Origin of the sequence: Nocardioides sp. IC4_145 (assembly GCF_011250565.1) — a bacterium.
Taxonomy (GTDB): domain Bacteria; phylum Actinomycetota; class Actinomycetes; order Propionibacteriales; family Nocardioidaceae; genus Nocardioides.
The window spans coordinates 1-25510 of sequence record NZ_JAANMS010000056.1 but is presented as its reverse complement, the minus strand read 5'-3'; the positions used below and the strand labels follow the sequence as shown (position 1 = coordinate 25510).

The 25510-nt window shown below is 74.6% G+C and carries 22 protein-coding genes; 13 read left to right on the top strand and 9 right to left on the bottom strand.

Annotation, left to right across the window (positions count from 1 at the left end; genetic code table 11):
- Positions 1 to 275: 275 nt before the first annotated feature.
- A complete protein-coding gene (locus G6553_RS18655; protein WP_166196274.1) occupies positions 276 to 698 on the top strand; it encodes an SDR family NAD(P)-dependent oxidoreductase in 423 nt (140 codons plus the stop codon).
- Positions 699 to 703: 5 nt separating this feature from the next.
- Here the strand turns inward: G6553_RS18655 and G6553_RS18650 are convergent, their stop codons facing one another.
- Positions 704 to 1540 (bottom strand): Fpg/Nei family DNA glycosylase, encoded by an 837-nt coding sequence (locus G6553_RS18650; RefSeq protein ID WP_166196272.1) that lies wholly within the window; start codon positions 1538 to 1540, stop codon positions 704 to 706.
- A 74-nt stretch (positions 1541 to 1614) separates the two neighbouring features.
- Here G6553_RS18650 and G6553_RS18645 point away from each other — a divergent pair, with 74 nt between their 5' ends.
- The 5 genes from G6553_RS18645 (at position 1615) to G6553_RS22290 (ending at position 7710) form a co-directional block, all read left to right on the top strand.
- Positions 1615 to 1995 (top strand): sterol carrier family protein, encoded by a 381-nt coding sequence (locus G6553_RS18645; RefSeq protein ID WP_166196270.1) that lies wholly within the window; start codon positions 1615 to 1617, stop codon positions 1993 to 1995.
- A 16-nt stretch (positions 1996 to 2011) separates the two neighbouring features.
- Positions 2012 to 3373 carry a dipeptidase gene (locus tag G6553_RS18640; protein WP_166196268.1) on the top strand — a complete coding sequence of 454 codons (1362 nt, stop codon included), beginning with the start codon at positions 2012 to 2014 and terminating at the stop codon, positions 3371 to 3373.
- Positions 3370 to 4548 carry a helix-turn-helix domain-containing protein gene (locus tag G6553_RS22295; RefSeq protein WP_166196266.1) on the top strand — a complete coding sequence of 393 codons (1179 nt, stop codon included), beginning with the start codon at positions 3370 to 3372 and terminating at the stop codon, positions 4546 to 4548. Before G6553_RS18640 ends, G6553_RS22295 begins: the two co-directional genes overlap by 4 nt.
- 302 nt (positions 4549 to 4850) lie before the next feature.
- Positions 4851 to 7211, top strand: coding sequence for a molybdopterin cofactor-binding domain-containing protein (locus tag G6553_RS18630; RefSeq protein ID WP_166196264.1), 2361 nt, complete (start codon positions 4851 to 4853; stop codon positions 7209 to 7211).
- A 10-nt stretch (positions 7212 to 7221) separates the two neighbouring features.
- The gene (locus G6553_RS22290) at positions 7222 to 7710 is read left to right on the top strand and encodes a (2Fe-2S)-binding protein (RefSeq protein WP_166196262.1); all 489 of its coding nucleotides are present in this window, start codon (positions 7222 to 7224) and stop codon (positions 7708 to 7710) included.
- Here the strand turns inward: G6553_RS22290 and G6553_RS18620 are convergent.
- Both G6553_RS18620 and G6553_RS18615 read right to left on the bottom strand, forming a co-directional pair.
- Positions 7659 to 8621, bottom strand: coding sequence for an alpha/beta fold hydrolase (locus tag G6553_RS18620; RefSeq protein ID WP_166196260.1), 963 nt, complete (start codon positions 8619 to 8621; stop codon positions 7659 to 7661). The genes G6553_RS22290 and G6553_RS18620 overlap by 52 nt on opposite strands.
- 10 nt (positions 8622 to 8631) lie before the next feature.
- Positions 8632 to 10416 (bottom strand): GAF domain-containing sensor histidine kinase, encoded by a 1785-nt coding sequence (locus tag G6553_RS18615; protein WP_166196258.1) that lies wholly within the window; start codon positions 10414 to 10416, stop codon positions 8632 to 8634.
- A gap of 256 nt (positions 10417 to 10672) precedes the next feature.
- Here G6553_RS18615 and purF point away from each other — a divergent pair, with 256 nt between their 5' ends.
- The 3 genes from purF to G6553_RS18600 all read left to right on the top strand — a co-directional run bounded on the left by purF (position 10673) and on the right by G6553_RS18600 (position 13815).
- Entirely contained in the window at positions 10673 to 12226 is a 1554-nt protein-coding gene (purF, locus tag G6553_RS18610) for an amidophosphoribosyltransferase (RefSeq protein WP_166196256.1), read from the top strand.
- A gap of 11 nt (positions 12227 to 12237) precedes the next feature.
- The gene (gene purM, locus G6553_RS18605; RefSeq protein ID WP_166196254.1) at positions 12238 to 13323 is read left to right on the top strand and encodes a phosphoribosylformylglycinamidine cyclo-ligase; all 1086 of its coding nucleotides are present in this window, start codon (positions 12238 to 12240) and stop codon (positions 13321 to 13323) included.
- Positions 13324 to 13626: 303 nt separating this feature from the next.
- Complete coding sequence (locus G6553_RS18600) at positions 13627 to 13815, top strand: DUF3073 domain-containing protein (protein WP_166196252.1); 189 nt, start codon at positions 13627 to 13629, stop codon at positions 13813 to 13815.
- Between the two features lie 83 nt (positions 13816 to 13898).
- Here G6553_RS18600 and G6553_RS18595 read toward each other — a convergent pair whose 3' ends face one another.
- Positions 13899 to 15014 (bottom strand): Glu/Leu/Phe/Val dehydrogenase dimerization domain-containing protein, encoded by a 1116-nt coding sequence (locus G6553_RS18595; protein ID WP_166196250.1) that lies wholly within the window; start codon positions 15012 to 15014, stop codon positions 13899 to 13901.
- Between the two features lie 91 nt (positions 15015 to 15105).
- The gene (locus G6553_RS18590) at positions 15106 to 16074 is read right to left on the bottom strand and encodes a serine/threonine-protein kinase (protein WP_166196248.1); all 969 of its coding nucleotides are present in this window, start codon (positions 16072 to 16074) and stop codon (positions 15106 to 15108) included.
- Positions 16075 to 16094: 20 nt separating this feature from the next.
- Between G6553_RS18590 and G6553_RS18585 the strand changes: the two genes are divergently transcribed.
- A complete protein-coding gene (locus tag G6553_RS18585; protein ID WP_166196246.1) occupies positions 16095 to 16649 on the top strand; it encodes an RNA polymerase sigma factor in 555 nt (184 codons plus the stop codon).
- 10 nt (positions 16650 to 16659) lie between these two features.
- On the opposite strand, the gene G6553_RS18580 is transcribed toward G6553_RS18585, so the two are convergent.
- The 3 genes from G6553_RS18580 to G6553_RS18570 all read right to left on the bottom strand — a co-directional run bounded on the left by G6553_RS18580 (position 16660) and on the right by G6553_RS18570 (position 21542).
- Positions 16660 to 17949 (bottom strand): hypothetical protein, encoded by a 1290-nt coding sequence (locus G6553_RS18580; RefSeq protein ID WP_347565804.1) that lies wholly within the window; start codon positions 17947 to 17949, stop codon positions 16660 to 16662.
- Positions 17949 to 21242, bottom strand: a complete 3294-nt coding sequence (locus G6553_RS18575) for a response regulator (protein WP_166196244.1) — start codon at positions 21240 to 21242, stop codon at positions 17949 to 17951. Before G6553_RS18575 ends, G6553_RS18580 begins: the two co-directional genes overlap by 1 nt.
- Positions 21243 to 21329: 87 nt before the next feature.
- Entirely contained in the window at positions 21330 to 21542 is a 213-nt protein-coding gene (locus G6553_RS18570) for a hypothetical protein (RefSeq protein WP_166196242.1), read from the bottom strand.
- Between the two features lie 133 nt (positions 21543 to 21675).
- On the opposite strand from G6553_RS18570, the gene G6553_RS18565 reads away from it, so the two are divergent.
- A complete protein-coding gene (locus G6553_RS18565; RefSeq protein WP_166196240.1) occupies positions 21676 to 23613 on the top strand; it encodes a PAS domain S-box protein in 1938 nt (645 codons plus the stop codon).
- Between the two features lie 19 nt (positions 23614 to 23632).
- Here the strand turns inward: G6553_RS18565 and G6553_RS18560 are convergent, their stop codons facing one another.
- Positions 23633 to 24424, bottom strand: a complete 792-nt coding sequence (locus G6553_RS18560) for an SDR family oxidoreductase (RefSeq protein ID WP_166196238.1) — start codon at positions 24422 to 24424, stop codon at positions 23633 to 23635.
- A 124-nt stretch (positions 24425 to 24548) separates the two neighbouring features.
- Between G6553_RS18560 and G6553_RS18555 the strand changes: the two genes are divergently transcribed.
- A complete protein-coding gene (locus G6553_RS18555) occupies positions 24549 to 24944 on the top strand; it encodes a hypothetical protein (RefSeq protein ID WP_166196236.1) in 396 nt (131 codons plus the stop codon).
- A 61-nt stretch (positions 24945 to 25005) separates the two neighbouring features.
- Positions 25006 to 25332: an STAS domain-containing protein gene (locus G6553_RS18550; protein WP_166196234.1), complete on the top strand. Its 327-nt coding sequence runs from the start codon at positions 25006 to 25008 to the stop codon at positions 25330 to 25332.
- Positions 25333 to 25510: the final 178 nt, after the last annotated feature.

Here is a 25510-nt window from a genome sequence, read left to right as displayed (position 1 = left end):
GGCGGCGGCGAGGACGGCCGCGCCGGCAAGGCCGGCGAGGGTGCCGGCCACAGGCCGGGTGGTGCGGATTCTGCTCACAGGGGTCTCCCGAGAGACGGGCGCGCCGGCGGCACGCGAGGCGGTCAACCTAGGCCTGCGCCGCGACGCTCCACAAGGGTCGTGGCAGCTCCTACCCACTTCTGGGTGGAGGCGCCGGCCCCGGTGAGGTGGGCAGGCCTCGCAGCGCCGCGCTCGGCCAGCGGCGCGGCTTCGGATCGCCCCTCTAGCCTGGGCGGGTGCTGCTGCGGTGGAAGCTGGGCGTCGTCGTGGGCGGTGGGGTGGGCGCCGGGCACGAGGTGTGCCTGCGGCTCGGCCGGTCCGGCGCCAGCGTCCTGGTCGTGGACGCGGACGCCGCGGCCGCCGAGGCGACAGCGGCGGAGGTACGCCGCAGCCGGGTGTCGGCGTGGACGTTGCAGGCCGATCTCGCGACCGAGCCGCACGACGACCAGCTCGTGGCCGGCCGCGCCCGCGACCTCGGCGGCGCCGACCTGCTCGTCACCACAGGACTGGGCGCCCGGACGGCCCTGGGGTTGGGCCGGCTGCTGCTCGACGACCCGGTGCTCGTGCCGGGACCGCGGGACCTCGACGGGTCCCGCACCGCGTCGGCCGTCCTCGGCCTGCTGCGCGACGCCGCGGCCGACCCGGTGGTCCTCCTGTAGCCCGCCTACCGCCGCGCGACCGACGTGGGCACCCGCGCCTCGGGTCCCGGGCCCGGCTGGCAGTGCGGGCACCACCAGGTGCGCCGGTTCGCGGGGTCGTTCGGCAGCTCCGCGACGACCTGCACCTCGGTGCCGCACCGCAGGCACGGCCGCCCGGCACGTCCGGTCACCCAGTGCGACTCGCCCTTGCGGCCGATGCCGGTCGTCACCTGGTAGGCGCCCTCCACCGTCGCCGAGTGCACCAGCGCTCGAGCGCCGAGCGCGACCAGCCGCTCGACGTCGACCTCGCCGATCGGGGTCCAGGGGCTGCGCCCGACCAGGTACGCCAGCTCGTTGGCCCACAGGTTCCCCCACCCGGCCACCTTGCGCTGGTCGAGCAGCGCGGAGACGAGCGCGACGTCCGGCTCGGCGCGCAGGCGACGTACCGCTTCCTCGGCGTCCCAGTCCTCGCGCAGCGGGTCCGGTCCGAGGTGGCCGATGACCTCGTGCTCGCGCGCGGTCTCGACGAGCTCGACCTCGTGCAGCTTGATGCCGTACGCCGTGTGGCCGGCGTCGGTGGCGAGGACGATCCGCACGTCCGGCATCAGCCGGCGGGGCAGCTGCTTGCCGGGGCCGGTGACCGACCAGGAGCCGTCCATCAGCAGGTGGGTGTGCAGGGTGGCCCCGCCGCTGAACCGGGTGAGCAGGTGCTTGCCGTGCGTCGCGTGCTCCAGCACGACCCGCCCCGACAGGTCCCGCGTGGCCAGCCGGGGCAGGCGGAGGTCGCTGCGCGTGATCGTCCGCCCGCGGAGCGGCCGGTCCAGCCGCCGCGCCAGCTTGTAGACGCTGTCTCCCTCCGGCACGCCGCCATCCTCGCGCCCCCGGCCAAGGCACAGGCACGGGCCGGACCGTCGGCGGCGGAACCTATCCTCGGCCCGTGCCCGCACGCCTCCGCCCCGCCGACCCCGCCGACGTCTCCGCCGCCCTGGACCGGGTGCGTGCGGACGAGGCCGGCACGGGGGAGAAGGGCGACCTGCGGCTGCTCGTGAAGCACTACCTGGCGCTGCTGGAGACCCGCGCGCCCGGCCACTCCGTGGAGGTCCGCGTGCCGCCGTACGCCGCGGTCCAGGTCGTCCCCGGCGTCCGCCACACCCGCGGCACCCCGCCGGCGGTGGTCGAGACCGACGCCGCGACGATCATCGCGCTCGCGACCGGCGAGCTGACCTGGCACGAGGCCGAGCAGGCGGGCCGGGTCCGCGCGAGCGGCGAGCGGGCCGACCTGTCGCCGTACCTGCCGCTGCACCGCTCGGTCGGCTGACCTAGCGTTGGGCACCATGACGAACCGCCCCACCACCGACGAGCTGCGCGCGAAGGTCACCGAGGTCCTGCCGGCCCTGCGGAAGGACCTCGAGGACCTCATCCGGATCGAGTCCGTGAGCGCCGACCCCGCCCGCGCGGCGGAGGTGCAGCGCAGCGCCGAGGCGGTGGCCGAGCTGTTCCGCGCCGAGGGCTTCGGGACCGTCGACATCGTCAGCGCCGACGGCGGCGCGCCGGCCGTCATCGCGCACAAGGCCGGGCCCGAGGGCGCGCCGACCGTGCTGCTCTACGCCCACCACGACGTGCAGCCCGAGAACGACCATGCCGACTGGGACTCCGCGCCGTTCGAGCCGACGGAGCGCGACGGCCGGCTCTACGCTCGCGGCGCGGCCGACGACAAGGCCGGCATCGCCGCCCACCTGGGCGCGCTGCGGGTCTTCGGCGACGACCTGCCGGTGAGCGTCACGATGTTCATCGAGGGCGAGGAGGAGGTCGGCTCCGAGTCGCTGCCCGCGCTGCTGCGCGAGCACCAGGAGCGGCTGCGCTCCGACGTCATCGTCATCGCCGACTCCGGCAACTGGGACATCGGCGAGCCCGCGCTGACCACCAGCCTGCGCGGCCTGGTCCGCGCCGACATCGAGGTTCGCACGCTCACCCACGCCGTCCACTCCGGCATGTGGGGCGGCCTCGTCCCCGACTCGCTCATCGCGCTCTCCCGCGTCATCGCCAGCCTCCACGACGACGAGGGCAACGTCGCCGTCGCGGGCCTGCACAGCGGTCCGGCGGCCGACGTGGAGTATCCCGAGGAGCGGCTGCGCGCCGAGTCCGGCGCCCTCCCCGGCGTCCAGTGGATCGGCAGCGGCTCGACCGTCGCCCGGCTGTGGACCAAGCCGGCGCTCTCCATCACCGGCCTCGACGCCCCGAAGGTCGAGGGCGCCAGCAACACGCTCGTCCCGGCCGCGCGCGCCAAGATCAGCCTGCGCATCGCCCCCGGCGACACCACGCAGAACGCCGTCGAGCGGCTCCGCGAGCACCTCGAGGCGAACGTCCCGTGGGGTGCCGAGCTCACCTTCACCGTCGTCGACACCGGCGAGGCCACCCAGATCGACGCGACCGGTCCGGCGTACGACGCCGCGCGCGAGGCGTTCACCGAGGCCTGGGACGGCACTGCGCCGGTCGACATGGGCGTCGGCGGGTCGATCCCGTTCATCGCGGAGTTCCTCGAGGCGTTCCCGCAGGCGAGCGTGCTGGTGACCGGCGTCGAGGACCCCGACACCCGCGCGCACGGCGCCAACGAGGGGTTGCACCTCGCGGAGTTCGAGCGGGTCGTGCTCGCCGAGACGTTGCTGCTGGCCCGGCTGGGCACCCTGGAGGGGTGACCCCCGCCACCCGCGCCGTCCTCGCCGAGCACCGGCGGGCGCGGGTGGAGGCGCTGACCGACCGCCTCGTCGCCACCATCGAGGCGTCCAACCCGGGCTACCGGACCTCCGGGCTCGTGCCGCCCGCGGACCTGTGGCGTTCCTGCCACGACAACGTCGACCGGGTGCTGGAGCTGCTCGTCGGCGCGGACGGCGAGACGCCCGACCCGGGCGACGACCCGGCGTACGACGCCGCCCGGGCCACCGGCCGCCGCCGCTCCGAGCAGGGCCTGCCGCTCGACGACGTGCTGCGCTCGTTCCGGCTCGGCGGCCGGCTGATCTGGGAGGACGTCGTCGACCAGGTCGGCGAGGAGCTGCCCGGCGCGGAGGTGCGCGAGGTCGGCACGCGGCTGTGGGAGGTCGTCGACGAGACGTCCGCGCAGGTCGCCGCGGCGTACCACGCCGCCCAGATCGCCGCCGTCCGCGCCGACGAGCAGCAGCGCGCCGAGCTGTGGGAGGGCCTGCTCGCCGGCCGCGCCCAGGACCCGCGCCTCGCCCACGAGGCCGCGCGCGTCCTCGACGTGCCCGTCGACGGACGGTGGGTCGTCGTCACCGCCACCGGGGTCGACCCCGACCGGCTGTCGTCGCTGGTCGCGCCGCTGCGCTCCTGCTGGGTACGCCGCACCGGCGGCGTGGTCGGGCTGGTGCTGCTCGGCGGGGGCCCGGCCGAGGCTCCCGGCCGGGTCGCCGCGGTGCTCGGACCTGCGGGTGGGCCGGTCGGCGCCTCGGCCGTCGTGGCGGGCCTCGCCGGCGTGGGCACCGGCTTCCGGCAGGCCTCGGTCGCGTTGCGCACGCTCGGCGGCGAGCCCGGCGTGGCGACCTTCGACGAACGGCTGCCCGAGGCGCTGCTCCTCACCGCCCCCGAGGTCGCGGGCCGCCTCGTCGCGGTCTGGCTCGGTCCGCTGCTGGCGCTGCCGGCCGCCGAGTCCGAGGCGCTCCTCGACACCCTCGAGGCCTGGGTCGCCTCCGGCGGCTCGGCCACCACCACCGCCGCCCGGGTGCACTGCCACCGCAACACGGTCCTCAACCGGCTCCGCCGGGTCTCCACGCTGCTCGCCCGCGACCTCGTCGACGCCGTGCCGCCCGTCGAGCTGGCCCTCGCCCTCCGCGCCCACCGCGCGGGCCTCCCCGACTGACCCCGGACCCCGCCGAGGTGGCGCTCCCGCAGGTCCGAGGTGGCGCTCCCGCAGGTCCGAGGTGGCGCTCCCGCAGGTCCGAGGTGGCGCTCCCACAGGTCCGAGGTGGCGCTCCCGCAGGTCCGAGGTGGCGCTCCCGCAGGTCCGAGGTGCCGATCGCGGCTGTGCATCCTGCACAGGCCCATCCGTCCGATCGTGGGCGACGAAGGCATGGTGTGGCAGCCGTCACCGTGAGACGGTTGGACAGATCGGCGCCATCTGTCAAACGGGGACGTGGCGCCGGCCGATCTCGGAGGTGGCGGATGACCGCACTGGAGCACGACCCCCAGGCGACCCAGCACGAACAGCCAGAGGCTCCCGAGGGCGGGCTCGGCCGCCGCGGCTTCCTCGGCTGGGTGATGGCCGGCACGACGCTGGTCGTCGCCGCCGACCTCGGTCTGAGCCGCACCGCGGCGACGGCGGCGATCCCGTCGCTGCCCCAGGTGCCGGAGATCTACGACCTCGAGGACCTGCAGACCGACGCGGCCCTGCCGACGGCGAACCTGGTCACGGTCACCATCAACAAGGACGGCACGGCGTCGTTCGCGCTGCCGCGGATGGAGGTCGGCCAGGGCATCGTCACCTCGACCGCGATGATCCTCGCCGAGGAGCTCGACCTGCCGGTCGAGAAGGTGAAGGTCACGCTGGCCCCCGCCCGCCCCGAGCTGCTGTTCAACCAGCTCACCGGCGGCTCCAACACGACGTTCTCGACGTTCACCCCGATCCGCGTGGCCGCCGCGGTCGCCCGGCGTCGCCTGCTCGACGCCGCGGCGATCCAGCTCGGCACGACCGTCGACCGGCTGACCACGACCGGCGGCATCATCAGCGACACGCTCGGCAACACCGTGACGTACGGCGACCTCGCGACGTCCGCGGCCAGCCAGGTCGTCGAGGCGGTCGAGGTGCTGCTGAAGTCCAAGCCGGACTACCAGGTCATCGGCAAGCCGCGGAACCGCACCGACGCCCGCGAGGCGGTGACCGGCAGGAAGAAGTTCACCACCGACCTCGACGTCCCCGGCGCCCTGCCGACGATGGTCTGCCGACCTCCGGAGCACCAGGGCTCGCCGAAGCGGGTGCGCAACAGGGCGCGGGTGCTGAAGATGCCCGGCGTCACCCACGTCGCGATGGTCGACACCGGCGTCGCGGTGCGCGCCCGGACCTTCGGCCAGTGCATCGACGCGATCCGCGAGCTCGAGGTCGACTGGAACCGCGGCACGGTCAGCGGCGAGTCCGACCAGACGATCCTGGCCAAGCTGAAGGCCCAGGAGCTGCCGATGGTGGTCCCGCAGGTGCCGGTGCTCGCGCAGCAGGTCGACACCCGCTTCGAGTTCATGTTCCGCTCCAGCGCCGCGCTCGAGCCGTACGCCGCCATCGCCGACGTCCGCAAGGACCGTGCGGAGGTCTGGGCGGGCCTCAAGGCGCCGATCGTCGCGCAGGGCAACATCGCGGCGGCGACCGGGCTGCGCCCGGACCAGGTGAAGGTCAACGTCGTCACCGGCGGCGGCTCCTTCGGCCACAAGCTCTTCGGTGACCACGCGATCGAGGCCGCCACGATCTCCCGGGCGATGGGCGTGCCGGTCAAGCTCACGTGGCACCGCGTCGACGAGCCGCGGCAGGGCCGCCTGCACCCGATGGCGACCTCGCGGGTGCGCGCGACGATGCTGGCCGGGCAGGTGCTCAGCTTCGAGCAGCGCCACACCAGCGTCACCACCGACTTCAGCCACGGGCTGGGCGAGATGATCACCTCGCTCGCCGACGAGCTGCCGACCGGCCTGGGCGGCCTCGGGTTCGCGGAGACGATCTTCACCCTCACCCAGGAGCTGCCCTACAACTTCGGCGTCGTCACCCAGCTGCTCAACGAGCCGCTGGAGTTCGAGGACAAGTTCTCGACCGGCTCCATGCGCAACATCTACTCCCCGGACACCTGCGTCGCCGCCGAGCTGACCATCGACCTGATGGCGAAGAAGGCCGGCAAGGACCCGATGCAGTTCCGTCTGGACCACGTGAAGAACAAGCGGGTCCGCGCGGTGCTGGAGAAGGTGAAGAAGGAGGGCAGCTGGGGCCGGAAGATGCCGAAGGGCATGGCCCAGGGCGTCGCGCTGCACAAGGAGTACAAGGGCGCCACCGCCGTGCTCGTCGAGATCGACTGCCGTCCGCAGACGGTCGGCCGCGACCTGGGCAGGGAGACCTACACCGGCCCGCGCGTCACCAAGGCCGTCATCGCCGTCGACTGCGGCCTGGTCATCAACCCGCGCGGCGTCGAGGCGCAGATGCAGGGCGGGTTCATGGACGGCCTGGCGATGACGCTGAGCGCCAGCAACCACCTGCGCGACGGACGCTTCCTCGAGGCCAGCTGGGACAACTACTTCTACACGCGGCAGTGGAACGTCCCGCCCGAGGGCGTCGAGGTCCACATCGTCGACCCCGGCTCGGACACTCCCGGCGGCGTCGGCGAGGCCGCGGTCGGGTCGTCCGCGGCCGCGGTGGCGTGCGCCTACGCCCGCGCCACCGGCACCCTGCCGACCCGCTTCCCGATCAATCACGGGCAGCTGCGGTTCAAGCCCAAGTCCTTCGTCCCCTCCCTTCCGCCGTCGCCGACCGACGGCCTGAAGAAGACCTACTGAGGAGCGCGCCGTGCCCAAGCAGACCTTCATCCTCAACGGCAAGCCCGTCACCGTGAACGTCAACGACGACGTCCGCGTGCTCTGGGTCCTCCGCGACCTCCTCGGCGTCACCGGCCCCAAGTACGGCTGCGGCATCAACGTCTGCAAGGCGTGCACCAGCCACCTCAACGGCAAGGCGTTCAACCCCTGCTCGGTCAAGGTCGGCGACCTGCGGAAGAACGACAAGGTCACCACCATCGAGGGGCTCCCGGCCACCGTCGGCGCGAAGGGCGAGGACCTCCACCCGATGCAGGAGGCCTGGCTCGAGCTCGACGTCGCCCAGTGCGGCTACTGCCAGCCCGGCCAGATCATGGCGGCCGTCGCGCTGGTGAAGAAGGTACGCCGCGAGGGCCGCGACATCACCGAGGCCGACCTCGACCGGATCCGCAACGTGTGCCGCTGCGGCACCTACGTGCGGATCCGCGAGGCGATCGAGAAGGGCGCCCGCGCGATGCGCTGAGCCCCGTCCGGGTCCTCCGGCCCCTCCGGCTCCTCCGGTGCGGCGGCCAGGGGAGCCGGCGGCAGGGCGGCGTGCAGGAACGCCAGCACCTCGTCGGTCGGCACCGCCCCGATGAGCGCGTCGCCGTGGCGCAGCCCCGGCAGGATCGTGGTCTGCACCCGTGGGTCCCGCCCGCGGCGCACCAGCGCCTCGAACCGGCGCACCAGCGCCGGCGTCGCGATGTGGTCCAGCGACCCGGCCCAGATCCGGATCGGCATCCCGCGGTAGCGCGAGCGCCGGTCGCGGGCGATGACGGTCGGGCTGGACCGGGCTCCGTGGCGGGCGTTGGAGTAGCCACCCGGGAACGCCGCGTCGACCGGTACGCCGCGCCGCCTCAGCGCCGCGAGGTTGAGCGCCGGCTGGAGCGCGACGACGCACGCCACGTCGCGGCGGTGCGTGCCGGCGTACGACAGCACGGCGGCGCCGCCCATCGAGGAGCCGATCAGCGCGACCGGCCCCGCAGCGCCGCCCCTGCGGCGGTGCGCGGCGATGACGGCGTCGATGTGCCGGTGGTTGCGCTCGTTGCCCCACAGGTAGCCGCCGAAGTCCGAGACCACCACCCGGTAGCCGCTCGCAGCCGCCGCGACGAGGTGCTCGCGGATCGCCGCGGTGCTCCGGCGGTGGAGGATCGCGTCGGTGTCCCGCCCGAGGCCGTGGTGGTAGACCACCAGCGGCAGCGGTGCCAGCGCGGTGGCGGTCGGCTCGATCGTCGCGACCAGGCCCTGGTTGCTGCGGCGGAGGTCGACCGTCACCTCGGGCGCGATCGTGAGCGCCGACCGCGCGGCGCCCGCGACGGGACGGGCAGCAGCGGCGGTCGCCGCGGCCAGCAGCCCGCCGACGACGAGCGCGCGGCGGGACGTGCCCGGGTTCACGGCACGAGCCTCATGGCGCCGGGTCGGCGGCGGGGAGCCGCACGCGGAACGTGCTGCCGCGACCGAGGGCGGAGTCGAGCTCGATCTGCCCGCCGTGCCGCTCGACGATGCGCGCGACGATGGCCAGGCCGAGCCCGGTGCCCGGCTGCGCGACGGCGACCGGGTTGGTGGACCGGAAGAACTCGGTGAACAGCTTCTCCTGGTCGGCCTCGCTGATCCCGAACCCCTCGTCGCGGCACTCGACGACCACCTCGTCGCCCTCCCGGGCAAGCGCGACGGTGACGGTGCGGCCCGGCTCGGTGTACTTCACGGCATTGCTGACCAGGTTCGACAGCAGGCGGTCGAGCTCGTCGGGGTCGCCGTGGGCCAGGACGGGGCACGCCGGCGCCTCGACGTGGACGGTCAGGTCGCGCTTGCTGGCGGCCAGGCTCGTCAGGTCGACGACGTCGCGGGCGACGGTCGAGAGGTCGACGGGCCGGGGAATGACCGGGTTGCTGGGGTCGCCGACCTTCGAGAGCAGCAGGAGGTCGTCGATGACGCGGACCATGCGACGGGCGCCGCGGTCCATCGCGGACAGCGCCTGCTGCACGCCGGCGTTGACGTCCTCGGCCTCGAGCATCTCGAGGTAGCCGACGATGGAGGTGAGCGGGTTCTTCAGCTCGTGCGCGACGGTCGCGATCAGCTGCCCCTTGTACTGGTCGAGCGCCTGCAGCTCCTTGACCAGCCGGTGCTCGCGCTCGAAGGCGCGGACGTTGAGGATCGCGGTGCCGAGGTCGCGTCCGATGTCGAGCGCGGCGGTGGCCTCGGTCTGGTTCCACGGCGCGCCGCCGTGCGGCCGGGTGAGCACCAGGTTACCGAGCGTCTCGGGGCCGACGCCGATCGGCACGAAGAGGATCGAGCCGATGTCCAGGCTGTCGAGGAAGTCGACGATCTGGGCGCGCTCGTGGTCGCGGAGCCCGTCGCCGAGCCGGCCGCGCGCGACCACGACGGTCACCTGCGCCGCCCAGGCCTCGCGCGCCGAGCGCTCCGCGACCCGGATGATGGCCTCGGGCAGCTCGACCGCCGTGCCGTCGATGGCGTGGATCGCCCCGGTGCCGAGGCCGTCCTCGTCGAACGTCTGGATCCACATGCCGAGCGCCCGGAAGCCCTCGACGAGCGCCTCGCTGGACTCCTCGAGGATCCGCGCGAGCGACCGCTGCCGCGAGGCCCGGCGCACGACCTGGCGCGCGGTGTCGGCCAGCCGGACCTGCTCCTCGAGCTCCTCGCGCTCCAGCTCGCGGAGCACCGCCCGCGACGCCTGCGCGGCGTACCGCTCCAGCAGCCGCCGGCGCTCCGGGCCGGGCCGTCGGCCGTCGTCGGGCAGGTCGATCGACACCAGTCCGCGCATGGCGCCGTCGGCGTCGAGCAGCGGCGCGGTGAGCATGTCGAGCGGGTGCCAGGCATCCGGGACGTCGAGCGGGTCGACCTCGGGCACCCAGGCCCACGTCTCGACCTCGGACTGGAGTCGCTCGTGCGGCACGAACTTCAGCAGCCCCCAGTCGTCGGCGACCTCGAGCTCGTTGACGAGCAGGTGCAGCGGCGTGCGCCGCCCGATCAGCTCCTCACGGGCCTGCGGGCTGCCGGCGACCGCGGCCATCTCGAGGTGGCCGTCGCGGACCAGCCCGATGGCGGCCACGCCGAAGCCGGCGACGGCGGTGATCCCCTCGGCGATCAGCTGGAGCGACTCCTGCGCCTCCGACGAGAGCCCCGACGGCCCCGGACGGGGCGGCGCAGGCGCAGGCGGGCGCGAGGACATCGTGCTCCAGGTGGGGGCGAAGAACGGGGGTGCCGCCCACGATACGCAGCGGCCGCCAGCCCTGTCCGCGGAACCGGTATGGACCGGCCCGCCGTCGTCGACCCGGCCTCGGGGTCGTGTGTCCCAGGGCGCGCCCGTCCGCGTCCTCGGGCACACGACCCGTCGGGGGCCGGCCCACGACCACACCGCAGCGCTCCCCCGTCCGCGGCCGGCTCGCGAATCGGGGCCGACCCGGCCCCGCCGCTACGATCGGGGCGTGCCCTACCTCAGCAGCAGTGGCAGCTCGCGCAGGGGCGGCGACGGCCGGCTCACCACCGCGTTGGACCCGCAGGAGGCCGGACCGCAGGACGCCTGCGGGGTCTTCGGGGTCTGGGCGCCGGGGGAGGACGTCGCCAAGCTGACGTACTTCGGCCTCTACGCGCTCCAGCACCGCGGCCAGGAGTCCGCCGGCATCGCGGTCAGCAACGGCCGGCAGATCCTCGTCTACAAGGACATGGGCCTCGTCTCGCAGGTCTTCGACGAGACCACCCTGGAGTCCCTGAAGGGTCACGTCGCGATCGGCCACGCGCGCTACTCGACGACCGGGGCGAGCACCTGGGAGAACGCCCAGCCGACGTTCCGTCCCACCGCCGACGGCTCGGTCGCGCTGGGCCACAACGGCAACCTGATCAACACCCACGAGGTGCGCGGCATGGTCGCCGACCTGCCCGGCCCGGACGACGAGCTGGAGCTCCACACCCGCCCCGCGGGCGAGGCGACCAACGACACCAGCCTCGTCACCGCCCTCCTCGCGCACCACCCGGACAGCTCGCTGGAGCAGCGCGCGCTCGAGGTGCTGCCGCACCTGCGCGGCGCCTTCTGCTTCGTCTGGATGAACGAGAACACGCTGTACGCCGCCCGCGACCCGCAGGGCATCCGCCCGCTCGTCCTGGGCCGGCTCGACCGCGGCTGGGTCGTGGCCTCCGAGGACGCCGCGCTCGCGACGATCGGCGCCAGCGTCGTCCGCGAGGTCGAGCCCGGCGAGATGCTCGTCATCGACGACCAGGGCCTGCGCTCCCACAGGTTCGCCGAGCCGGAGCGCAAGGGTTGCGTCTTCGAGTACGTCTACCTCGCCCGCCCCGACGCCACCATCAGCGGCCGCAACGTCCACGAGGCGCGCGTCGAGATGGGCCGCCGGCTGGCCCGGGAGTTCCCCGTCGAGGCCGACCTCGTGATGCCGGTGCCGGAGTCGGGCACGCCCGCCGCGTCCGGCTACGCGCAGGAGAGCGGCATCCCGTTCGGCCAGGGCTTCGTCAAGAACGCCTACGTCGGCCGCACCTTCATCCAGCCCAGCCAGACCCTGCGCCAGCTCGGCATCCGGCTCAAGCTCAACGCGCTCGAGCACATGATCCGTGGCAAGAAGGTCGTCGTCGTCGACGACTCGATCGTGCGCGGCAACACCCAGCGCGCCCAGGTGCGGATGCTCCGCGAGGCCGGCGCGCTCGAGGTGCACGTGCGGATCTCCAGCCCGCCGGTGAAGTGGCCGTGCTTCTACGGCATCGACTTCGCCACCCGCGCCGAGCTGATCGCCAACGGCCTCGACGTCGACGAGATCGCCGCCAGCGTGGGCGCCGACAGCCTGGGCTACATCTCGCTCGAGGGCATGGTCGAGGCCACTGGCCAACCGGCGCAGTCGCTGTGCCAGGCGTGCTTCACGGGGGAGTACCCCGTCGAGCTGCCCGACGAGTCGCTGCTCGGCAAGCACCTGCTCGAGGCGACCCTGAAGTCCCCCACCATGGGCCGCGCGCTGCCCGTGCTCAACAACCCGTGAAGGACCAGCCGGTGACCAACGGCCAGAACGCCTACGCCCGTGCCGGCGTCGACATCGAGGCGGCCGACACCGCCATCGAGCTGATGAAGGGGTACGTCGCCCGCGCGACCCGCCCCGAGGTGATCGGCGGGCTCGGCGGCTTCGCCGGCCTCTTCGACGCGAGCGCCCTGACGAAGTACGAGCGTCCCCTCCTGGCCACCTCCACCGACGGCGTCGGCACCAAGGTCGCGATCGCGCAGGCGATGGACGTCCACGACACCATCGGCTTCGACCTCGTCGGCATGGTCGTCGACGACCTCGTCGTCTGCGGGGCCGAGCCGCTCTTCATGACCGACTACATCGCGACCGGCCGGGTCGTGCCGGAGCGGGTCGCCGCGATCGTCAAGGGCATCGCCGAGGCCTGCCAGGTCGCCGGCTGCGCGCTCGTGGGCGGCGAGACCGCCGAGCACCCGGGTCTCCTCGGCCCGGACGAGTACGACGTCGCGGGCGCGACCACCGGCGTCGTCGAGGCCGACCGGCTGCTCGGGCCGGGCCGGGTCCGTCCCGGGGACGTCGTCCTCGCCATGGCCGCCAGCGGCCTGCACTCCAACGGCTACTCCCTCGTCCGCCACGTGCTCCTCGGCGCGACCAGCGAGGGCGGCGCCGCCTGGTCGCTGGACCGCAACGTGCCCGAGCTCGGCCGGTCGCTCGGCGAGGAGCTGCTCACCCCCACGCGCATCTACGCCCAGGCCTGCCTCGAGCTCGCCGACCGCACCGGAGTCCACGCGATGTCCCACATCACCGGCGGCGGGCTGGCCGCGAACCTCGAGCGGGTCATGCCGGTGGAGCTGGCCGCCACCCTCGACCGCGGCACGTGGACCCCGCAGCCGGTCTTCGACCTGGTCCGCCGGGTCGGCGACGTCTCGCAGGAGGACCTCGAGGCCACCCTCAACTGCGGCGTCGGCATGGTCGCCCTCCTCCCGCCCGACGACGTCGACGAGGCCGTCCGCGTCCTCGCCGAGCACGACATCCGCGCCTGGCCCGCCGGCGAGGTCCGCGAGGCCGGCGACGCCCCCGGCGGCTCCGTCCGGCTCACCGGCCAGCACCCGGGCTGGTAGCCCCGTCGCCCTGCGCCTTGATCGGCTCGCGGCGGCGGTTCCCCCAGGTATGTCGGTGGACCGACGCTTCCCACGGTGAGTTGACCCGGGGGAGTGCTGGTTCGCCTGCATGCCTTGATGAACCGACGCCCGGAACCGACCCCCGGACCCGCCCGGCCCCGCCCCCACGAGACGCGCGGACGCGAGTTCGACCCCGGACGTGCGGGAACAACCATCGAACAGGTAGCGTTGGCGCCACGGAGAATTTCTGAGGACAGCCCGGGTGCCACTGTGCCCCGGCCAAGTTGCGAGGGGGCTGACCCTATGGGGCGCGGCCGAGCGAAGGCTAAGCAGACGAAGGTCGCCCGCGACCTGAAGTACCGGACTCACGAGACGGACTTCGGGAAGCTGGCGCAGGAGCTGCACGGTGGTGAGACCGACCACCAAGAGCCCGAGGTGGATCCGGAGATCCTCGAGAAGTGGGCTGACGTCGTGGAGCCGCAGCGCGACTGACGAGTGACCCGGCCGCCGGATCCCTCGGCCGAGGGATCCGGACGACCGGGTCGTCGTCTCTCCGGTCGAGGGAGCCGGCAGGGTCAGCGACCCAGCCAGATCCCTCGCAGGCGGCCGACCTCGCGGATGCGACGCTCCGCGAGCCGGTCGGCGGCGACGGCGGGTGAGACGCCCTCGGCGGCTGCGGTCCGCAGGACCGCCAGCGTGGTGTCGTAGATGCCGGCAGCTCGTTGCTGCGCGCGCTCGAAGGAGAACCCCTCGAGCTCGTCGGCGACCTGCACCAGGCCGCCGGCGTTGACGCAGTAGTCGGGCGCGTAGACGATCCCCCGATCGAGCAGCGCCTTCTCGACGCCGGGGTGGGCGAGCTGGTTGTTGGCGGCGCCGCAGACGACCTGTGCCGTCAGCACGTCGACGACCTCGTCGGTCAGCGCGCGTCCGAGGGCGCAGGGTGCGTAGACGTCGAGCGGCTCGGCCACCAGCTGCTCGGTCGTGGCGACCGCGCGGACCGCGCCGGAGGCGGCGTGCTCGGCGAGGACCTGCTCGACAGCCGGCGCGTGCACGTCGGTGACGACGACACGGGCGCCCTCCTCGACCAGGCGCCGCACCAGGTGCCGTCCGACCTTGCCGACCCCGGCCACGCCGACGGTCCGGCCGGCCAGCGACGTGCTGCCCCAGGCGTGCTCGGCGGCCGCGCGCATGCCCTGGAACACGCCGTACGCCGTGAGCACCGAGCTGTCGCCCGCGCCACCGTGGGCGACGGTCCGGCCGGTGACGAAGGAGCACTCGCGCGCGACGTGGTCCATGTCGACGCTGTAGGTGCCGACGTCGCAGGCGGTGTAGTAGCGCCCGGCCAGCGACTGGACGAACCGCCCGTAGGCGCGCAGCAGCGCCTCGGACTTCAGCGTCGACGGGTCGCCGATGATCACGGCCTTGCCGCCGCCGAGGTCGAGCCCGGCGAGCGCGGCCTTGTAGGTCATGCCGCGCGAGAGGTCGAGGACGTCGCGGACCGCGTCGGCGGTCGTGGCGTAGGGGTGGAACCGGGTGCCGCCGAGGGCGGGGCCGAGGGCGGTCGAGTGGATCGCGACGATCGCGCGGAGACCGGTGGCGGGGTCGTTGCAGAAGACGACCTGCTCGTGCTCGGCGCCGAGGTCGAGGACGTCGACGGCGGGAGCGTGCTGGGGTGGACGGGTAGCGGACATGGGTGCGCCTGCTCTCTGTGCGGCCGCGGGGGTGGTGCGGCGGGTGGGCGACCCACAGGGGTGGCGTGGGTCACACCCAGCCTAGGGCGTCTCAACCGAGCGCGCGCACCAGGGCGTACGCCGCGGCGAAGGTCCCCAGGAGCACCAGCACGGCGAGCAGGGCGGTCACCACGGGTGCCCCCGCCGGGCGCTCGTCCACAGCCGGCCGTTCCGGCGCGGCGGGTGGGCGGGCCGGCAGCGCCACGGTCGCGCCGTCCGTGAGCGCCCGACGGAGGCCGGCGACGAGCGCGCCGACGTCGTCGGGGCGCCGGTCCGGGTCGGGGTCGAGCGCGCCGAGCAGCACCTCGTCGACGGCGGGCGGCAGGTCGGTGAGCGTGGACGGCGCGGCCGGGAGCCCCGCGGACACGAGCGAGCTGACCGACCCGGTGCGCGCCAGCTCGCCGGTCAGCAGCTGGTAGGCGACCGCCGCCAGCGCGTGCACGTCCGCCCGCCGGTCGACGCCGGTGCCGAGGGCCTGCTCGGGCGCCATGTACGCCGGCGTCCCGACCACCTGGGTCAGCCCGCTCGCGTGGAGCATCGCCTTGGCGACCCCGAGGTCGGCGACGAGCAGCCGTTCGCCGGCGCTGCCGCCGCTGCGGAGCAGCAGGTTCTGCGGCTTGACGTCGCGGTGCACCACGCCGAGGTCGTGCAGCACGGCCAGCCCGTCGGCGGCCTGCGCGACCAGGTCGACCACCCGGCCGGGCGGCAGCGGCCGACCGGGCTCAAGCAGCGTGGCGAGCGAGCCGAGGTCGGCGTACGTCATCACGAAGTACGGCGTCCCGTCGGCCTCGCCGATGTCGTGCACCCGCACGACATGGTCGCTGTCGGCGCGGCGCAGGATCCGCGCCTCCTCGAGGAAGCGCTCGCGGACGTCGAGCCGTTGCGCCCAGTTCTCCGCGAGCGCCTTGACCGCGACGTCGGAGTCGAGCTCGGCGTCGTGGTAGAGCCAGACCGTCGCGAACCCGCCGACCCCGAGCCGGTCGACGCGCCGGAGGCGGCCGAGGTGCTCGGGGAGGGGCATGGGTCGTATCGTCCCAGACCGTGGAGGAGCCCACCCCCGACGAGCTGGACGCGCTCGCGCTGCGCGCGGCCGCCGGCGACCGGGACGCGCTCGAGGAGCTGCTCGCCGCCGTCCAGCCGCGGGTGCGCCGGATCTGCGGGCGGATGCTGCTCTTCCCCGAGGACGCCGAGGAGGCCGCGCAGGACGCGCTGCTGCTCGTTGCGACGCGGATCGGGTCCTTCGGCGGACGCAGCCGGTTCACCACCTGGCTGCACGCGGTCGCGTCCAACAGCGCCCGCTCGACGTACCGCACCCTCAAGCGGCGCGCCGCCGAGCGGCCCACCGACGAGCTCCCCGTCGCCGCCGACCCGCGCACGACCAGCGTGATCGCCGGCAGCCGGCTCGACCTGCTGGAGGCGCTCGAGGTCGTCGGCGCGGAGCGGCCCGAGCTGGTGGAGCCGCTGGTGCTGCGCGACGTGCAGCAGCTGGACTACGCGGAGATCGCCCGGCTGCTCGACGTCCCGCTCGGGACGGTGAAGTCGCGCATCCACAGCGCCCGCGCCGCCGTCCGCCCGCTGCTGCGCGTCACGGACTGACCGCCCGCGCTCAGCCGGCGCGCATCAGCACGACGTCGCCGTGGGTGCCGTAGCCGGCGAGCGGCCCGCCCGCCCGCGTGCCGTCGAAGGTGACGGCCAGCCACCCGCCGCCCTCGTGCTCGTCGAGCGGGACGAGCGTGGGCCACGGGATGTTCGAGGGGTACGGCGCGTCGAGCCGCCCGGTCGCCCGCATCGCCAGGTCGTGCACCGGCCACGAGCGCGCGTGCTTGTCGCTGGCGAGCACGTGCCAGGCGCCGGCGACCCGCAGCAGCGTCGTGCCCTCGCACTCGCGCGGCGAGGTGTCAGCGCCGAGCATCCCGAGCCGGTCGAGGTCGGGTCCGCCGGCGAGCGCGGGGTGGAAGTCGAAGTACCTGCGCGCGTTGACGAACCCGACCAGCCACCCCTCGTCGGTGCGGACGAGGTGCGGGTCCCACACCGCCGCCGAGCGCAGCCCGCCGGTCGGCAGCGGCAGCTCAGCGGTGTCGAGGACGTGCCGGCCGTGCAGCAGGTCGGCGTCGCTGCGGGCCAGCGTGACGCGCGTCCGGCGGCGCCGGTCGAAGTCGCCCCAGGTGCTCGTCGCGACCAGCCACGCGCCGCCGTTGCGCACGAGGTGGGTGGCGTGGTCGCCGAACGCGCCCGACCGGTCGGGCCGGCGGAAGAAGAGGTCGGCGGTGTGCGTGAGCGCGAGCGTCGCCGGGTCGAGCGACCACACCGAGGTGTGGGCGGTGTCGAAGAAGCCCGGCCCCGCCGAGGTGGCGGTCAGGTGCACCAGCCCGTCGGGGCGGTACGCCGTGCCGTCGGCCGCGGTGACCACGCGCAGGTCGCGCAGGCCGAGCTGCCCGAAGCCACCGAGCGTCCCGCCGTCGGCCGTGAGCGTGGCCAGCCAGCCCTCGTCGTGGGTGTCCACGCGCGGGGCGCGCCGGTCGGCGAGGTCGACCCGGCAGCGGGCGACCCAGCCGCCGGCCTCGCGGGTCAGCAGCGTGACGTGGGTGCCGGTCAGCGCCAGGCAGAGCCGCTCGACGGGTGCTGCCGCCCGGCCGTGCCGTCGCGACCGGTGCCGGGTCGTCCGCCGCCCGGTGGTGACCTCCAGCCGGGCGGAGTCGTCGTACGACCCGGTCACGCGGACCCCGGCTCCCGCGAGCACGAGCAGAGCGCCCGGCTCGCCCTCCACGGCGACGTACGGGCCGAGCGCGCCGACCCCGGCCGGGAATGGTCGGACCATCTCGACGGGCCGCCGCCGCGCGACCACCTCGAACCGGGGCAGCAGCGCGGGGACGGGACCGGGCAGCGGCGCCGGCACTACCGCTCGACCGCGTCGCGGAGCGCGGACACGGCCGCCGCGACCTCGCGGTCCAGGTCGGCCAGCAACCCGGTCATGCCGGCGGTCGTGCCCGCCTCGGCGTGGTCCTCCATCCGCTGGGCGACCTCGGCCACCCGGGAGAGGCCGAGGTTGAGGGCGCTGCCCTTGACCAGGTGGGTGGAGGTGAACGTGCGGTTCGCGTCCCCGGTCCGGACCGCGTCGTGGATGGCGGCGACCTGCTCGTCGATGCGCCCCACGAACGAGGTGGCGGTCCGGACGAAGAAGCTGACGCCGTCCTTGCGCAGCTCGTCGAGCATCCGCACCCGCGCCGGGTCGAGCACCGGACCGGTGGGGCGGGACCGGCCGGCCAACTCCGCCGGGTCGGGCGGGGCGCTCCGGTCCCTGGCGGACTCGGGGTCGCCAGCGCCGTCGGAGCTGCCGGTGCCGGCGAGAGCCGCAGCGGTGGGTCCGCTGCGACCCGCGGGACCGCCCGGCGGCGCCGCCTGCGGACCGGTCCAGCGGTGGAGCACGGCGTCGAGGTCGCCGGGGTCGACCGGCTTGGTGAGGAAGTCGTCCATGCCCGCGGCCAGGCAGCGCTCGCGCTCGCCCTCGAGGGCCGAGGCGGTCATCGCGATGATCGGCACGCGCTGACCGGCCGGCTCGTGCCGGCGGTGGGTGCGGGTCGCCTCGAAGCCGTCCATCCGCGGCATCCGGCAGTCCATGAGCACGGCGGCGTACCCGTGCCGCCCGCGCAGCCGCTCGACGGCCTCGAGCCCGTCGGAGGCGACGTCGACCGCGTAGCCGCGGCTCTCGAGGATGCCCGTGGCCACCAGCTGGTTGACCGGGTTGTCCTCGACCACAAGCACCCGCAGGCCGAGCTCGTCGGCCGGCCGCTGTGCGGGCCGCCCGCCCGTCCCCTCGGCCGGGGCGAGCAGGGACAGCAGCACGTCGCGCAGGTCGTCGTGGCGCACCGGCTTGGCGAGCGTCGCCTCGATGCCCGCGGCGCGCGCCTCGCCGGCGCCGACCGCCGAGTCGGAGCTGAGCAGCAGCAGCCGGGGCTGCACGAGCGTCGTGTCGGCGCGGAGCCGGCGGGCCAGGTCGAGCCCGTCCTCGTCCGGCATGAGCAGGTCGAGCACGGCGACGTCGTACGCCCGGCCCTGGCGGGTCGCGGCCCGCAGCACCAGGAGCGCCTCCGCGGCCGTCGGGACCGCGACCGACTCGACGTCCCACGACCTCAGCTGCTCGGTGAGCACGAACCTGTTGGTCGCGTTGTCGTCGACGACCAGCACCCGGCGTCCTGCCAGCGACGCGGGGTCCGCCGCCCGCGCCGCGGCCACGTCGACGGCAGCGGCCGGCCCGTCCTCGGCGCCGCGGGCGAACCGTGCGGTGAAGCTGAAGGTGCTGCCGCGGCCCGGCGTGCTGTCGACGGTGATCTCGCCGCCCAGGGCGTGGACCAGCTGCTGGCTGATGGCCAGGCCCAGGCCGGTGCCGCCGTGCCGCCGGGTCGTCGACGGGTCGGCCTGGGTGAAGGCGTCGAAGAGCCGGGCCCGCCCGACGGGGTCGATGCCGACCCCGGTGTCGCGCACCGCGACCCGCAGCACCACGTCGTGCGCCGACTGCGCGGCCAGCCCGGCCTCGACGACCACCTCGCCGCGGTCGGTGAACTTCACGGCGTTGGACGCGAGGTTGGAGACCACCTGTCCGAGGCGCACGGCGTCGCCGCGCAGGACGCGCGGCACGTCCGGCGCGCACGCCACCACGAGCTCGAGGCCCTTGTCGTGGGCCGGGCCGCTGCACACCCCGGCGGTCTGGTGCAGGACCGACCGGACGTCGAAGTCCGCGGTCTCCAGCTCCAGCTTGCCGGCCTCGATCTTCGACAGGTCGAGGATGTCGTTGATGATCGCCATGAGCGTCTGGCCGGCGTCGCGCAGGCCGTCGACGAGACGCTGCTGCTGGTCGTCCAGCGGTGTGCGGCCGAGCAGGTCGGTCAGGCCGATGACGCCGTTCATCGGCGTCCGGATCTCGTGGCTCATCGTGGCCAGGAACTCCGACTTCAGCCGCGACGCCTCCATCGCCGCGTCGCGCGCCTCCGCCAGGTCGGCGGCGTGCTGCTCGCGCTCGGCGACGAGGCCGAGCTGGATGACCACCTGGTCCAGCAGGGCGTACGACGTCTCGTCCGGCGGTACCTCGTCGGCCAGGAGGCTGATCACGCAGACGACCCGCCCGCCGGCGGTGACCGGGAGCGCCACCAGGCTGTGGGTGGGTGGGTCGCCCGGGACGGTGGCCGCCTCGATGGCGGCCGACCGGCGGGCCCGCTCGACGAGGTCGGGGTCCGTGCGGACCGGACCGTCGGCATCGGTGAGCGGCACCAGGCCCTCGCCGTCGAGGACGTGCACGGCGAGCGGCTCCCACCCGCTGCTGCCGGCCGGCAGCGCGCGCGCCGCGATCGCGATGGCCTCCGCGAGGGTCGTCGCCCGGTTCGCGGCGAAGGCCATCTCCTGGAGCAACCGCAGCCGTCGGGTCGCCTCGGCGGCCTCGGCGTCGGCCTGCTTGAGCGCGTGGATGTCCTGCCCCGTGCCGCTGAGCACCCGCGCACCGGAGGCGGTGACCTGCGCGCGACCCAGGCCGCGCACCCAGCGGACCTCGCCGTCGGGCCGCACGACGCGGGCATCGAACGCGAACGACTCCTCGCCCTCCACGACGGCCTCCAGGGCCGACGCGACCTCCTCGCGGTCCTCGGGGTGGACCACCTCGAGGAACGCCGCCAGCGTGGGGCGCCAGGTCTCGGGGTCCCGGCCGGTGATCCGGTACATCTCCTCCGACCAGTCGGCGACCTCGACCCGCGGGTCCCAGGTCCAGCTGCCGACCCGGGCGATCTCCTGCGCGTCGGCGAGCGCCCGCTCGCGGGCCCGCAGCTGCTCCAGCAGCCCCCGCCGCCCGGCGTACGGCGTGACCCGCACGAGCCAGCGCCACGGCTCGCCGAGCTCCTCCGGCAGCGGGACGGCCGAGACCAGTGCCGGCAGCCCGTCCCGGTCGCCGGCGCGCGCGAGGACGGCCTCGGCGTTCTCCCACGTCCGGGCGCCGTCGTACGTCGCGTCGTCGCCGGGTCGGGCCACGAACAACCGGCGCACGGGGGTCCCGAGCAGCTCGTCACCCGACCGCCCGACCGCCTCGGCGAGCGCGTCGTTGACGAACGTGATCGCGCCGGTGGCGTCGACGAAGCACAGGCCGTCCGTCGTCGTCTCGGCCACGAACCGGAACAGGTGCTCCGGTGGCCGCTCGGCCTCCGCCACGGGCTCCACCTCCGACACACGATGATGGCGGGCACCGCCCGACGGTCCCTCCGTCAGGGACGCGGTACCCGGCCCGGGCGCTTCCGGTCACTCGGAGGGTCGGGGCGCCTCCGGGAGCTCGCAGTCCACCTTCGGGTTGACGCCGGCGTAGTTGAGCGGTCCGGCGACGACGGTCAGGGCGGTGTCGCCGAAGGTGCTGCAGCTGACCTCCTGGTCGTCGCCGAAGTAGCCGCGCTGCCAGGCCGCGGCCGCGCCGATGACCAGCCACACGACCACCAGCAGTCCGATGAGTCCACGCACAGGCCGCTCCTTCCTCGAGGGGAACCGCCCGGTACCCCGGTCGTCGGTGTCGGATGTGTCGCGCCCGTGGCGCGGAGGGACGGTCGGGCGCCTGGACGGTGCCCGACCGGCCACGGTGCAGTAGGTTCCGCCCATGCCCGCCAGCCCGACCATCGTCGTGGTGGACGACGCGCCCGAGGTCCGCCTCCTGGTGAAGACCCAGCTGCGTCTGTCCGGCCGGCTCGAGGTCGTGGGCGAGGGCGCGGACGGGTACGACGCGGTCGAGCTGGCCCGCGCGCACCGCCCGGCACTGATGCTCCTCGACGTCTCGATGCCCGGCCGCGACGGGCTGGCAGCCCTCCCGCTGGTCCTCGACGCCTCTCCGACCACGCGGGTCGTGATGTTCAGCGGCTTCGACCAGGCCGGTCTGGCCGACCACACGCGCCGGCTCGGTGCCTCGGCGTTCGTCGAGAAGTCCGTGCCCATCGAGCAGCTCGTTGACCGGCTCGTGGCCCTCGGCACCCCCGCCGGTGCGGGCGACCCGGCCGCCGCCGCTGCGGGCGACCCGGGGCACCACCTGGGCGGACCGACCGGGGAAGGGGCGACCGGAGGCAGGGACACCGGCCGGCCGCGCCCCGACCTCGAGCTCGACCCGGTGCTGGCCGAGCACCTCGAGCGCTTCCGCGAGATCTTCGACGACGCGGCCATCGGCATGGCGACGATGACCCTCGACGGCCGGATCGTGCGGGTCAACCGACACCTGGTCGGCCTGCTCGGTGACGACGCCGACGCGCTCATCGGCACGGCGTACGCCGACCTCGCCGCGGACCCCGAGCCGGTGCTCGAGGCGCTGCAGAACCTCCGCGACGGCGGCAGCGCCGCGCAGCTCGAGCACGGGCTGGCCGACGAGCCGGCCCGCCGGTTCAACGCGACGCTCTCCGCGGTCCTCGACGCCCAGGACCGCCCGCTCTACTTCCTGCTGCAGGCCCAGGACGTCACTGAGCAGCGGGCCGCCGAGGCCGAGCTGCACGAGACCGAGCAGCGCTTCCGCCTGCTCGTCGAGGCGGTCCAGGACTACGCGATCTTCATGCTCGACCCCGACGGGCACGTCGCGAGCTGGAACGCCGGCGCGCAGCGCCTCAAGGGCTACAGCGCCGAGGACATCGTCGGCCGCAGCTTCCGCACCTTCTACCCGCCGGACAAGCAGGCCGAGCGGCACCCCGAACACGAGCTGGCGATCGCCCGCCGTGAGGGGCGCTACGAGGAGGAGGGCTGGCGGGTCCGCAAGGACGGCAGCCGGTTCTGGGCACACGTGACGATCACGGCGGTCCACGACGCCGACGGCGTGCTGGTCGGCTTCGCCAAGGTCACCCGCGACTCCACCGAGCGCCGCCGGATCCTCGAGCTGCAGCAGCAGGCCAACGAGCGGCTGCGGCGCTCGGCCGCCGAGCAGGCGGAGTTCCTGGCGGTCACCGCTCACGAGCTGCGCTCGCCGATCGGAGTCCTGGCGGCCACCGCCGAGACCCTCGCCCGGCACCACGAGGACCTGACCGCGCAGGAGCGCGGCGACTTCGCCGAGGGGATGCGGCGCACCGCCGACCAGCTGCGGCGGCTCCTCGACGACCTGCTCACCGCCTCCCGCGCCGACGCCCGCAGCCTGGGGCTCGACCCGAAGCCGCTGCCGCTGGCCGACCAGCTGCGCGCCGTGGTCACGTCCGCGCGCGGCAGCCACCCGCAGGCCGAGGTCGTGCTCGACGTCGAGGACGGGCTGGTCGTCCAGGCCGACCCGGGCCGCCTGGCCCAGATGGTCGACAACCTGGTCGCGAACGCGCTTACCCACGGCCTCCCGCCGGTCGCGGTCTCCGCCCGGGCGGACGGCGACTTCGTGGCGATCGCGGTCCACGACTCCGGGTCGGGGGTGCCGGCCGACGTCCGGGGCCGCCTCTTCGAGCGCTTCGGCACGACCACCGGCGGCACCGGCCTCGGTCTCTACATCGTGCGCGCGCTCGCCGAGGCGCACGGCGGCGAGGCGTCGTATCAGGTGGAGGACCAGAGCTTCGTCATCCGCCTGCCGCGCGAGCGCGGCGCCTGACCGGCGACCAGAGCCGCGCCTACAGCTCCCGCCAGCCGGCGCCCGCCTGGTCGTGGCCGTGGGCGGCCATGAGCGAGAGCCCGCCGTCCACGACGTAGCTGCTGCCCGTCACGTACGCCGCCCGCGGCGAGGCCAGGAACGCGATCACCGACGCCACCTCCTGCACGTGGCCCGGCCGGCCGAGCGGGTTGCCGGGCCGCTCCTCGTGGTAGGCGTCCTGGGTGTCCATGCCGGTCATCTCGGTCGAGATCTCGCCCGGCGCGACCGCGTTCACGGTGATGCCGTGCTCGCCGAGCTCGAGCGCGAGGACCTCGGTGAGCGCACCGAGGCCGGCCTTGGCGGCGCAGTAGGCCGCCGCGCCGAGCCGCGGCAGGTGCTCGTGGACGCTCGTCACGTTGACGATCCGTCCGGGGTGACCACCGGCGATGATGTGCCGCGCGGCGGCGCGGCAGGTGAGGAACGGCCCGTCGAGGTCGGTCGCCAGCACGTGCCGCCAGGTCTCGAGGTCGGTGTCGAGGACGCGGCTGCTGTGGCCGGTGCCGGCCACGTTGACCAGCACGCCGAGACCACCGAGCTGCTCGACGAGGCGGTCCACGACCTCGCCCGCGTCGGGCGAGGCGGCGTCGAACGGCTCCACGAACGCGCGCTGGCCGCGCTGCTCGATCGACGCGGCGGTCGAGCGAGCGCCCTCGACGTCCTCGTGGCAGGTCAGCCCGACGTCGTACCCCTCCGTGGCGAGGAGCTCGGCGGTGGCGCGGCCGATGCCGGAGTCGGCACCGGTGACGATGGCGAGGCGGGGGTAGTTGGTCATGCGGCGTCGGTACCCCGCCGCCGAGCGATGCGTGCGTGCAAGCCTCCGCGCTCCCCGCCGTCGCCACCGGCCCCACCTGCCGGGGTGGATGACGGGGAGCCGGCGCCGCGGTTAGCGTCCCCGCATGAGGCGCCCCCACGAGAACGTGGCGACCGTGCTGGTCGACCCGGCCGTGCTCGCTGAGCTCGAGCTGGACCTGATGGCGCTCGACCTGTGGGTGTGGCCGGTGGCCACGGCGCCGATCGTCGCGGACGGGCCGCGGCTGGCCTTCCAGGTACGCCGTCGACTGGTCGAGGCGCGCCGCGGGGCGTGGGACTGCGCCCGCGACTGGACGCCGGTCTGGGTCTCCTTCGGCCTCAGCTGGTACGACGGCGACGAGCCGCTCCCGTGGTCGGCTCACGCGGCGCTGTGGGCGGCGCTGGGCCGCCACGCCGGCCACGTGCGGCACACCGTCCGCCTCAGCGGGGTCCCCCGCCTCCCGGTCCGGCACGAGCTCGGTGCCGAGCGCGACACCGCCTGATCCGGCTCCCGCCCGCGGACAGTGGGTGCGCGGACGCCCCTGGATCCCTAGTCTTCGACCCGTGGACGGACGCAGCCTCACCTTCGACGCGCGCGGCGACGTGCTGTGCGTGGCCGGGAGCGTCGACGAGGACATCGTCCACGTGCTCCAGGAGCGGCTGGCCGACTTCGTCGCCGCGCACCGGGGAGACGTCGTCTGGGTGGACGTCGACGGGGTCGACTTCCTCCCCAGCGCCGGCATCGGCGCGCTCGTCGCGGCCCAGGGCGCGGCCCTGCGGGCCGGCGGTCTGCTGACCCTCGTCGCCGCCCCGGGCACCCTGGCGGCCCGCGTCTTCGGGCTCATGGGCATCGAGCACGACGCTGCGCTGCCCTCCTCCGACGGCGGCTGAGCAGGCTCCTCGGAGGCGGGTGACGGCCCGATTTGGTGGTTCACGCGATGGCCGTCTAATGTTTTCTCTGTCGCCAGGGAGCGGCGGGGAGCAAGGCCGGTCTGGTCGGGCTTCCGGCCCCGGTGCGATGGTCAGCCTTCAGGGCAGCGAGAGATCGCGGTGGTCTTGTTGTGCGTGT

Excerpts from the sequence above, each read along its gene's own strand:
- G6553_RS18640 (WP_166196268.1), top strand. The coding sequence starts at position 2,012 with ATGACGAACCGCCCCACCACCGACGAGCTGCGCGCGAAGGTCACCGAG.
- G6553_RS18630 (WP_166196264.1), top strand. The coding sequence starts at position 4,851 with ATGACCGCACTGGAGCACGACCCCCAGGCGACCCAGCACGAACAGCCA.
- G6553_RS18615 (WP_166196258.1), bottom strand. The coding sequence starts at position 10,416 with ATGTCCTCGCGCCCGCCTGCGCCTGCGCCGCCCCGTCCGGGGCCGTCG.
- G6553_RS18600 (WP_166196252.1), top strand. The coding sequence starts at position 13,627 with ATGGGGCGCGGCCGAGCGAAGGCTAAGCAGACGAAGGTCGCCCGCGAC.
- G6553_RS18595 (WP_166196250.1), bottom strand. The coding sequence starts at position 15,014 with ATGTCCGCTACCCGTCCACCCCAGCACGCTCCCGCCGTCGACGTCCTC.
- G6553_RS18590 (WP_166196248.1), bottom strand. The coding sequence starts at position 16,074 with ATGCCCCTCCCCGAGCACCTCGGCCGCCTCCGGCGCGTCGACCGGCTC.
- G6553_RS18565 (WP_166196240.1), top strand. The coding sequence starts at position 21,676 with ATGCCCGCCAGCCCGACCATCGTCGTGGTGGACGACGCGCCCGAGGTC.
- G6553_RS18560 (WP_166196238.1), bottom strand. The coding sequence starts at position 24,424 with ATGACCAACTACCCCCGCCTCGCCATCGTCACCGGTGCCGACTCCGGC.
- G6553_RS18555 (WP_166196236.1), top strand. The coding sequence starts at position 24,549 with ATGAGGCGCCCCCACGAGAACGTGGCGACCGTGCTGGTCGACCCGGCC.